Origin of the sequence: Chryseobacterium sp. MEBOG06 (assembly GCF_021869765.1) — a bacterium.
Lineage (GTDB): Bacteria > Bacteroidota > Bacteroidia > Flavobacteriales > Weeksellaceae > Chryseobacterium.
Genome location: NZ_CP084580.1, coordinates 3,368,180 through 3,380,426, shown reverse-complemented (window position 1 = coordinate 3,380,426; position 12,247 = coordinate 3,368,180). Strand labels below are relative to the sequence as shown.

Sequence of the window (12,247 nt, the reverse complement as noted above, 5' to 3'; positions counted from 1 at the left end):
TGAGTATTGCATCTGACCATAGAAAGATAAATATAAACAAATGAAAAAAACAGATACATTTTCACATTATCGTGAAGGAAAATCACAAATGCAGCGCTTTTTAGCAGAACTAGATCCTGGTAATCTTGAATTACACGATTTCGATTTGTTTGATTGGCTATTATTCGCAAATAATTTTGCTAACCGTGTAAACTATTTTAATAAAGATAATAATACAAAACCACAAGGAAATTGGGGAAACTTCTTCCTGGGTGATGATACCAAAGCGATCCCGCGCAGAGAAAGCGTTGAGTATAAAAGTATGAAAAAACAGGTTACAGATCTTATGTCCCAGTTTGAACAGGATAGCAGTCTGACCCCCCATCTGACCTTATTTGTTTGCTTTTTAAAATTATTAGACTTCTCAAAAAAGGCCTTCAATAACCTGACGAAAAGACATTTGGATTTCTATTATAATGAAATACTTCAGATTGAGAAAAATGATGCTAAGTCAGATAAAACCTATGTGATTTTTGAATTGGCGAAAAAAGCAATTCAGGAAAGAATTCCGGACGGTACATTACTGGATGGAGGTAAAGATATTAACGGCAAAAAAAGGGTTTACAAAACAAACGAAGAGCTTGTTGCCAATCAGGCAAAAGTAGTTGTGATTAAAAGTTTTTTAAACGATGTTGAAAAGAGAGAACTGAAAATGGCCCCTATAGCCAACTCTGCTGACGGTCTGGGAGATAAACTGCCGGAAGACAGTAGTTATTGGTGGCCGTTTGGATATAATTCTGACGAAACAATCTCAGATAAATCTATTTACAAAGAACTTCCGAAAGCAAAACTGGGATTTTCGGTAGCTTCATCATTGTTTGATTTGAAAGAAGGAGAACGAACAATAAATTTTAAAATTGATTTTGAAAAAAATTCTACGCAAAGACTGGAAGGTATTTCAGATGAAGTTATTCAAAACAATATCAAAGTGCTTTGTAGTGGAGAACAAGGATGGTTTTTAGGAGTCGGTTTAAAATGTATCCAAAACATAGAGAGTCAATTAGAACTTTCTTTCACATTACCCAAAGATTTCCCTGCAGTTGTAAAGTATGATAAGAAAGTACATGGAGAAAAGTTTCAAACCAATTTTCCTGTTGTAAGGTTGATAATCGAAGGTAAAGAATACTACGATATTTATGAAGCTCTTTCAGAAAAACTGGTAAAAAACATTGACATAGCAGTTGATGTAAAAGGAATAAAATCGGTTCAGATAGAAAATGATAATAATACTTTAAATGCTGAAAAACCATATTATCCATTCACGGCACAACCTGTTAAAGGATCTAATTTTTACATTAAATGTCCTGAAATGTTTTCCAAAAAATGGCTGAATGCTGACATTACCATCAACTGGAAAAATACACCAGATTCAATTACAGATTTGTACAACGCTTATGTCATTCAACCAAATCAGAATATCAGCGTAAAAGAATTTGAAGGATTAAAAAATTCATCTATTGTCCGTTCTGACGCTTATTTCAGAGCAGATACTGCATTACTGGAAAAAGAAGTTTGGTCTGAGAAAGACAGAGCTATTGAGTTGTTCAAAAAAGTAGAAAACGACTACAAAACTCAATTTTCTATCTATAATTCGAGTAATGAATCGGGAACGAGTGAAGCGATCAGATTAACGCTGAACCAGTCGTCTTTACAGGATGTTTATCCTAAATTGTACACATTAGCATTATCTAGTGATCCGGCAGCCAGAAAGCCCGTTCCGAATGAACCGTATATTCCTTTTGCTGAAGATATTGAACTGAATTACAGCGCAAGAGAAAGCGCATATTCTTACCTCAGCAAAGGTGTTAATGGGGAAGCATCAAAAAGCAAAGGAGTAGAAGTGTATCATGAAGATGCATTCGGACAGTATGAAAAAGAAGTTGATACAAAAAGCATTGTTCCGGTACATCAAAATGGAGGCGAACTATACATCGGACTGGAAGCAATGCCTCAGGCAACAGTTTCTTTACTGATTCAAATGCTGGAGGGAAGTGAAAACCCTTTAGCGAAAACGTTCGCAGAAAAAGAATTTATCGAATGGAGCATTCTTTCAAAAAATACATGGATTGATCTTTCTGACAATTTATTGAAAAACGAATCCAGGAAATTTTTAGAATCCGGTATTGTAAAGTTTAAAATTCCTAAAGATATCAGCACAAGTAACACAAGGTTTACAGACGGACTAGTTTGGATCAGAGCCAAATCAAGAAGAAGCTATGATGCGGTATGTAAAATTCAGGGAATTTATACTCAGGCTGTTTTAGCGACATTCCAAAATCAGGATAATGATCTTTCGCATTTAAATAATGGTTTGGAAGCCGAGACCATTGCAAAACTGATTACCAGGGTTCCACAGGTGAAGTCGGTCCATCAGCCTTATAATTCGTTTGACGGGAAATATAAAGAATCCGATCCTGAGTTTTACAGACGTGTGAGTGAAAGATTAAGACATAAGCACAGAGCGATTACCCAATGGGATTATGAGCAGTTGGTATTGCAGGAATTTCCGGAAGTTTTTAAGGTAAAATGTCTCAATCATACTTCTGAAAATTCATACATGGCTCCAGGGCATATAACCCTGATGGTAGTACCGAATATTAAAGATAAAAATGCTTTTGACATCTATCAGCCCAGAGTAAGCAGAGCGAGTCTGAATAAAATTCAAAATTATGTAAATGAATTAAATACGATGCATGTTAAAGCGCAGGTAATTAATCCGAACTATAAAGAAGCAAAAGTAGAAATAAAGGTCAAATTCTTTGAACAGTATGATGAAACATTTTATACCAGACAATTAGACGAAGATATTAAAAAATACATATCGCCATGGGCTTTTACAGACTCTAAAGATATTGATTTTAATGTGGAACTTAATGTAAATCATATGATTAACTACCTTGAGCAGCTGTATTATGTGGATTATATCGATGAGATTAAAATATTGGTGAATAATATTTTACAAAGACAATCCTTAATTGAAGTAGACCCGAAATCGATTTTAGTTTCTGCTAAACAGCATAAAGTTACCATTACAGATCAAGTATGTATTTAATAATAAATAAGAAGAAAACATAATCATGTCAGAAAACAAACATATTAGTATATCAAAAAAAATAGAGACTGAGGATCAGACAGATTTTCACTTTCTACGCAAAACAGGTATTGAATACATAGAGAAGTTAGGAGGAAAGCTATGGACCGATTACAACTCTCATGATCCGGGTATTACCACTTTAGAAGTTTTAAGCTATGCCATAACAGATCTTGGTATGAGAATGAACCTGAACATGGAGGATATTCTGGCTTCTACCGAGAAAGAGAATGATATTCATACCCAGTTTTTAAAAGCTACAGAAATTCTGCCTTCAAGACCTTTGACCGAACTTGACTATAGAAAATTATTTATAGATATCAATATGGTGGCTGGTCATAAAAGACCTATCCGTAACTGTTGGTTAGTTCCTAAAAATGAAGCGTTGTACGTTGATTGCAAAACCGGAAAATTAGACTTTAAACCTATTGGAGACAAGACACAAAGCTTTACCGTGAAAGGGCTGTATGATCTGTATGTAGATTATGCCGAGAATATTAATACCGAAGGTGCCGGGTGCGAAAAATCTAACATCAATATTAAAATATTAGACCGTTACCATGCCAATAGAAGCCTTTGTGAAGATTTAGCTGAAATTAAAGAAGTTGAAACCCAAAAAGTCGCTGTATGTGCCCGTATTGGTCTGGTAAACAAAGCTGATGAAGAATTGGTACACGCCAAAGTACTAAAAGCGGTCAATAACTATTTATCTCCGGAGGTTCATTTCTACTCACTGAAGCAAATGCTCGAAAAAGGGTTGACTACAGATCAGATTTTTGAAGGACCACTTTTAGATAATGGCTTTATAGATTCTAAAGAGCTTGAAAATAGTCAGTTAAGGAGAGAAGTCCGCCTTTCTGATATCGTCAGTGAAATCATGAAAATTGATGGTATCAAAGAAATTCATGAAATTTCCATTGCAGGTTGCGACAGTGTAATCAAACAAAATAATGATTGGCTGATCTGCATTGAAAAAGGCAGAAAACCGGAATTGTGTGAGCTAAGCTCATTCAGCTACAGTAAAGGTTCCCTTCCGCTAAATATCAATGAGAAAAAAGTTCAGGATTACTTATTAACTCTTCAAAGAGAAGAAGATGTACTTAGGGAAGATGCCAAACAAAATAAAGAATTGATTCTGCCTCAGGGAACGTCATATGATATCGCCAACTATGCTACTATTTTAAATGAATTTCCGGATACTTATGGAGTTGGAATGTCAGGTATCATAGGAAATGTAACTCCCGAAAGAGAAGCTCTGGCAAAACAATTAAAAGGGTATTTATTGTTTTTCGATCAGATCCTTGCCGGTTATTTCAAGCATCTTGAAAAAGTAAAAGAAGTATTAAGCGTTAATGGTCACTTAAAAAGAACCTTTTTTACACAAGCTCTTAAAAATATTAAAGGTTTTGATGAATTGGTTTCCAGATATGATACAGAAAGTGATGACAATCTTACAGATTCACTATATGAAGAGCTGGATAACAGTGTAGAACGCCGGAATGAAGTTCTGGACCACCTGATCTCACGTTTTGCAGAAACATTCAGCGACTATACGTTCCTGATGAAGTCATTGTATGGAAAATCTACCGATGAAATTGTCTTAAGAAACAAAGAAAACTTTCTGAAAGAATATACCTCATTAAGTAAAGACAGAGGGATGGGGTATAATTACACTTTGTTTTCGGATTCAGATCTGTGGAATACCCGTAATATTTCCGGAGCACAGAAGAGAATTGCCCGTTTGCTGGGAATTAAAGATTATACCCAGAGGAATCTATCCCAATCGCCGGTCTCCATCATTAAAACAAAAGATAGTGATGATAAAGATATCTACTCATGGAAGATAAAAGACGGGATTGGTAATATTATGTTATCCTCTGTAAACACCTATAAAATTGAGTATGCTGCAACCAAAAATTTAAATGAAGCCGTATATCAGACTATTCAGATAGATGAGGAAGACCTTGAAAATGCATTAAAGAAACTGGATGAGAAAAAACCCCAGGATACTTTAAAAATGCTAAAAGAATGTAATGAAAATTTTTGCTTTATCGGAAATATAAAGATCCGTGTTTCATTGGGAGGGAACCTCTATTTTGAAATTGTAGATGATACCGATCAGCAAAACGTGATTGCCACCCACAAAAAAACGAATCCTTATCTGTCACTGGGAGAAATGAAAGATGGAATCAGGGATATTGTGAAGTATTTTAAATATGATTTTACAGAAGAAGGTATTTTCCTTGTAGAGCATTTATTACTGAAGCCAACCACTAAAGATTATAAACTCATGGGGGGCATTGGATGCATGTCGATAGAAAATACTTTTAAAGTAATGTATGATCTGGAAGAAAGTAATTCTACTGTAAATCCGATAAAATATTCTGAAGCCTTCATGTCATCCTGTGAAGAAGGCTGCGAAATAGATGTTTTTGATCCTTACTCTTACCGTGTAAGCGTTGTTCTTCCCGGATTTGCTTATCGCTTCCAGGATCCTGATTTCAGACGTTATGCCGAAACCGTTATCAGACAGGAAATTCCAGCCCATGTTTTAGCAAAAATCTGCTGGGTGGGTGATAGGCTGAGTGAAAAACAAACCGCTCAGAACGATTTGGCTGAATTTGAAGTTGCTTTTAAAAAATACCTTTCAGATAAATCAAAAAACAATATTGTCAATCTTGGAAACAGCATTATGGATCTATTGACGGCTCTTACCCATCTGAATAATATCTACCGACCGGGAAGACTTCTGGACTGTGAAATGAATGACAATGATAGCCTGGATGGAAAAATCATATTAGGACAATCAAACTTATAAAAATTGAAAAACAATGAATGCTAAATTAGAGAATATAACAACCCAATATAGAAAGTTCAACGAAAACCAAGCGTTAACAGAAGGGCAATTAAACGAATTTTTAGACTATTTCGAAGACCAGGACAGACTTTCGAGAACCCGTTTGAGTGGAGTGGGAGTAGCGTGTGGTTTTCAATCCACGTACACGGATTTGGTCTTGCAGCCTCAGGCTGAGACAAAAAAACCTGGCACCGGAGATCTGGAACTTGAACTTAATACTATCATCATTACACAAGGTGCCGGAGTTACCACAGACGGAGACTTAATAACGCTTCGCCAGCCAAGTGTTAAGCCATTGGAGACTACTGTAAACTTCAATGCTGCTACCTATAAATATTTTAGAAATTATACTGATGAAGTAGGATATGAGCATTTCCGTATCGGAGGGCATCAAATTCCTCTTTTAGAACTGGTTACACAAGCGCAGTATACTCAGTTAAAAGACAAGGGTGCTTACGTTGCAGATTTTAAACATACAAAAGAAATCGGCAGCATATATGATAAAGTGATGATTCTGTATCTGGAAAGCTACTCCAATGAAGAGACGCCGTGTCAGGATGCTGACTGTGACAATACCGGAGCAGAGCAGGTTTCTAATCTTAAAGTACTCTTGGCAGATTCAGCATCTGTATCAGGGCTGATGACAAAAGGAGATGCCAAAGATACGATCTATAAGGCTCATAATGCTTATGAAGAACTGTTTGATCATTTACCCAAAATAGAGGCTAAAAGAGTTATTCTGGACCCTGCCGTTAAAACAGCAACAGAATTAAGATCCAGATTTCAAAATGCTACCAGTACTTTTGCGCAGCTAAGCGATGGCTTTAGCGCTATTGCAGATACTTTTAAGGTAAGCATTAATCTGGGGGGAGAAACACTCTTAGATAGATTAAAGTCTTTATTGGCTCCTACATCCAGAATCCTTGCCGATTATCAATATAGGTATGACTTACTGAAGGATTTAATTGATACATACAATGAAATAAAAGGATTGATCCTGCATCTTAACGCGGAGTGCTGCCCGGATATAGCTTCTTTCCCTAAACACCTTTTGCTGGGCCATGTGGGAGCGGTATCCGAATTAGGAAAATATATGCCTTATCGTCACGGTTTTTATAATTCACCCATCAATACCACGGATGATGAAAACTACGAAAGAGTTGTAATGCTTGCTAATCGTTTCATTCAAAAAATTAACGGATTTCAATCCTATACCGGAGCTGTTAAAATTACTCCTTCCAATCTTTATGTGAGATTGGGTGATAAAGCAATACCTTACTACTATAATGTAGACAAACCATTATTGACTCAATGGAACTTTGAAAAAACAAAAACGGACAGAGAAACGTATAATCTAAGCTACCATACCATTAATCTGGCAAGCGAAGACTATGTTCAGAATCCATTGAATTATAACATTGATAACAACGATTTTTATAGAATTGAAGGACACTTAGGACAACCTTACAAAACAGCTCTGCAAAATATCAATGATCTAAAAGCACAATACGGATTAGCTTTTGATGTGATTGCGCTGGTCCTGAATAAAGACGGAAAATCCGAAGGCGAAACACCTGCCAAAGAAAAAACGGTATCCATAGAAGACCTCAGAAAACAATTGACTGCAATTTCCAGTGATATCAGCAATCAGAAAGGCGGTACACAAAATACTTTACTGAACATCTCTAGGCTGGATGATAAATTAAAATTACTGAACCAGGCTGAATTCTCAAAAGAAGGATCATCAGACGGTGTTACTGTAGTAAAACAAGATCCTAAAAAAGGAGATGTGGTAAGCGAAATTTTAAGTGACTTTTTAGAGCGAAAATCAGGCTTGGAGCATGTGGCTGGGGTAGAACCGGGAGGAACTTTTGTTTTAATTTACAATAATGAAACAGATAACCAGGTTCTTGCAGACTTCTCATTGCCTTACTTGTGCTGTTCTAAGAAAGAACCTGTATTCCTGGTGTTACCAGACAGCAGACTGTGTCAGAAAGACGCTCCGGTTGCGATGACAGTGGTTCCTGAAAACGGGGAGGTGAAAGCATTTGTGAATGGTGTTCAGATTCCGGCAATTACACAAACCGCAGGTCAGAGCTTCTTCAATCCTGGCCTGGTAGCTTCAACCTATCTGAATCAGGCCATTAAATTTACCGTTAATGATGATGCTGTGGAGCCCCAGATGATTGTCTATGAAAATCCGGAAATTACATCCGTAGCTTCAGGTAAGGTAACTTATGAGAAACCTACGACAAATCCAAATACAACAAATCCGAATGCATCAGTTGAATTTAATGTAGTTGGAAACTTTGCAGGACTTACGTTTACATGGGACTTCAATGACGGAAGCCAGATTGTTCAGAACGAAGCACCGGCAAATCTGAAAACCCACGTGTACAAACTGATTGCCGGGCAGGAAGATACTTTCAACCCGACACTTACAGTAACAAATGCTAACGGATGTAGCACAGTCTACAGATTAAAACCATTAAAATTAGTAGGACAAACTACCATTGCTTGTTTAACGGGGATGAGGGTGCTTATTCAGTATATAGATGCAAAACAGGGAAATCACACTTGTAATGAAGCTACATTTAATTTGAAAGGAAACGGAATTATCATAGGCGGCAGCCCGAATGGAAATGTTTTCTTAAGCAATACTTACGAAAGTAATGATAAGAAGAACTATCCTGCAGGATATGATAAAGATACCTATAGAGGACCTGATAGAGCGAGTGAAATTATCATAAATAAAGATGAAGCTCAGCAGATCGCAGACAAATCACCGGACGGATTTATCTCCTTCTCTCTTGAATGTGCATTAACCCGTTGCCATACAGGAGTTGCCTGGACCCAGATATTCCTTGCTGATAGTAAAGTTCCGATTTATGACGGTTATCCACAGAATAATTTCTTATCAATTAACCCTTGTACAGGTGAAACAAGAAAATAATTCCAGAAAGGAGAAACAATTTAATAATAACTCCATAGGCGGAAATACCGTCTGTGGAGTCTATTAAATAACCTTAATGAATCATTAAAAAATTAACAATAATGAATAATCAATTAAGTAATATAGCAGTCCAATACCGTAAATTCAGTAAAGGGCAATACATAGAATATACTCAGTTCAACGAGTTTTTGGATTTTTTTGAAGACCAGGACCGTTTGTCCAGAGTCATGCTGCAGGGAGTAGGGGTTGTATGCGGTTTTAAACCAAAACTTATTTATACCAATAAACTGCTGAACAGTATACAGCTTTCTCAGGGAACAGCTATAACAACGGACGGTGATCTGCTTACTCTGAGCAATACAAGTGAAGTGAGTAAGGAGTTGTATATAAGTGATTTGAAAACCATTAACATAGAAAACAAAGACTACACTCATTTTAAAGTCTATGATAACTTCAAAGTAAATTATCCTGCCTTTTATGATAAGGATATCCACCAGATTGATCTATGGGAATTGGCAACAGATCAGGATGCCAGTTCTGACTTTCAGCCTGTTAGTAATCTTTCAAATGTAGAAGATAAATACCTGTTACTGTATTTAGAAGATTATGAGAGAGATGTTAAACCTTGTAGAGGTGTTGATTGTGATAATCACGGCGTTCAGCAAATTAGAAATCTGAAAGTATTGGTTACCACCGCAAAAGGAATTTCCAATATGATCGGAGAAGACCTTATTTCTATACCTGGTGTAACTCAGCCTGTCAGAAAAGACCTCATGCAGCGTCATCCATTGTTTATTGATGATATTTTGAAGCCGGCAAGGCAGGAACGTGTCATTGTAGAACGGCTTATCTTAAATAATAACAGTGAAAAACAATTTTCTGTCTCCAATTTAAGAGATTTATATATCAATGCATTGGATAAATACGGGTATGGTGAACCTCTTTTTAAAAAAATAGAAGCCATTTCCCGGATAATGGGAACTTCAACAGCTTACTATCCGGCTTTCAAAAATACAATAGATAAGTTTCTTTCCCAGCAATCAGGGTTTCAGTATGCTTATGATGTTGTAAAGGACCTGGCAGATACCTATTCTGAAATTATAAAATTGCTTCCTAAAGCATTTACAAAGGATCTTCCTGATTTACCTTCTTTTCCGAAACACATCATGCTTGGGAAACTAACTCCAGGCAGACAGTTGGATTTTTCGAGACATCAGTTTTACAATTCCCCTGTTCTGGATGATGACAAAGCAACACAAAGAGTGAAAGTACTAATCGAGCGGTTTGTTCAGCAGGCAGCAAATTTTAAGTATTCGGATGATATTGAAATTGAAATTGGAACGGGGGCTGAAATTAAACCGGGGATTAAAATCATTCCGTCACAAAAATTAAACCCTCTTAGCAATAAAGCAATCCCTTTTTACTATAAGATTTACGATAACTTCCTGAAAGTATGGAATTTTGATAAAACAAGTAACCGCTCATTTAAAGATAATCTGGGATATGATACAGGCCTGCTGTCATCAGAAGCTCACATAAAAGAACCTTTAAATTTTGATATAGATAAAAATTCCTTTTATAATATAGAAGGGCACCAGGGAATGAATTATCAGTCTGCGTTTGATCAGATCAGGCAAATCAGAGATCAACAGCAGCTGGGATTTGATATTATGCTTTTGTCGTTAGATAAATTAGTAAATAACAAAGACTTGTCAAAAGCTTATTTCAATGAATATGTAGAAAAGAATCCCGGATTGGAGCATAAAGGTGGAGTTGAACGTGGAGGTACCTTTGTAATGGTTTATGCCAATATAGGAAAATATACAGCAGTGATTGCCGATTTTTCACTTCCGTATATATGCTGTACCCCAAAAACTGAAGTAAAATTAAGCTTACCAAGTACTGTTATCTGTGCTGAAGCCCATCCTGTACCTTTCACCGTAATCCCTGTGAATGGAGAAGTTAAAGCGAATGTCAATGCAGATTTAAATGGAGGTGTGGAAATAACCAACGGACAATATTTCTTTAATCCGAAAAACGTACATCAAAGTTTACGTGGTAAGGAAATCTCCTTTACTGTAAATGGAAAACCTACTAATTGCAGTATTAAAGTTATTACACAACCGGAAGTAGAAATAAAGGTTGATCATGTCTTCTATCCTGAAAAAGGCTCAGTAGCAACGACAGTAAATATGCTTGTTACCGGTGAACACTTTAAAGACTATACCTATAGCTGGGATTTCTGGGATAATGGAAGCTTTATACCTCTGAAGCCGGATGAAGATGGAAATGTTAATTATACGTACTATAATCTGGTACCAACAAGAATTCCGACAATAAAGGTGAAAGTGAACGGCAGCGGATGTACTCAGGATATTGCAGTAAGAGATTGGCATGATGCTCCGGTTCAGTTAAGTTTGCCAAAAAATGTTATTTGTTCGACATCTCCTTCCATTCCTTTTACAGTATCACCTGCAGGTGGAATTGTAGAAGCTGATATCGGTAATGGGGTAGAAATAGTCAATGGAAAATATGTCTTTAATCCGCAAAAAGTAGATGAAAGTTTACATAATAAGATCATTAACTTTACTGTAGACAGTAAGTCAACTGTGTGCAGTATTAAGGTTATTACGCAGCCTGCGGTTACTGTAGGGATTCAATCTGTTGACTTTCCAAACGGTGATCCAACGCAGGCAACAGTAAACTTTATAGTTTCCGGGCCAGGCTTTACCAATTATACTTACAGTGTGAATGGCAGTACAGATCCACTGAAACCCGGAACAGATGGAAAAATGAGTTACAAATTGAAAAATCTGGACCCAAAAGGAAATCCAGCGATCGATATAGTTGCAAGTAACGGCATATGTACTCAAACCATCACTATAAACAATTGGTATAAACCTCCCACAGTCCCGACAGTTGTCATAAAAGATATTGACTTCTCAAGAGGAGTGAACTGCTGTGAAATTGCTCTACCTGCTATTAAAGCGGATGCAGGAAAAGATCAATATTTCAGTCTGTCTAATGGCTCATCTTTTGAATTAGCAGGAGTAGGTGAAGGGGCTAAAAACCTTACTTACTCATGGCTTCAGATAAGCGGCTCTACTCAGGCTCTGCTCACTTTTGAACCAAATAAACCTAATGTAAAGATTTCCAATTTAACTTATGATACTTATCAATTGCGGTTTATCGTTTTTGATGCTGACAGTGACGCATTTGATTTCGACGAGGTGGCTATAGTGGTGGACAAATAATCACAATTCTGTATCCGGTAATTACAATATATGTAAAGCCTTCCGGATAGAGA

4 protein-coding genes are annotated in these 12,247 nt (G+C 36.7%); all 4 read left to right on the top strand.

The annotated features are described in order from the left end of the window. Positions 1-40: 40 nt before the first annotated feature. The gene (locus LF887_RS15515; RefSeq protein WP_236855154.1) at positions 41-3,091 is read left to right on the top strand and encodes a baseplate J/gp47 family protein; all 3,051 of its coding nucleotides are present in this window, start codon (positions 41-43) and stop codon (positions 3,089-3,091) included. 25 nt (positions 3,092-3,116) lie between these two features. Then, positions 3,117-5,948, top strand: a complete 2,832-nt coding sequence (locus LF887_RS15510; RefSeq protein WP_236855153.1) for a hypothetical protein — start codon at positions 3,117-3,119, stop codon at positions 5,946-5,948. A gap of 13 nt (positions 5,949-5,961) precedes the next feature. Beyond that, a complete protein-coding gene (locus LF887_RS15505; RefSeq protein WP_236855152.1) occupies positions 5,962-8,940 on the top strand; it encodes a PKD domain-containing protein in 2,979 nt (992 codons plus the stop codon). Between the two features lie 101 nt (positions 8,941-9,041). Further along, positions 9,042-12,194, top strand: a complete 3,153-nt coding sequence (locus LF887_RS15500) for a PKD domain-containing protein (RefSeq protein ID WP_236855151.1) — start codon at positions 9,042-9,044, stop codon at positions 12,192-12,194. Positions 12,195-12,247 lie beyond the last annotated feature (53 nt).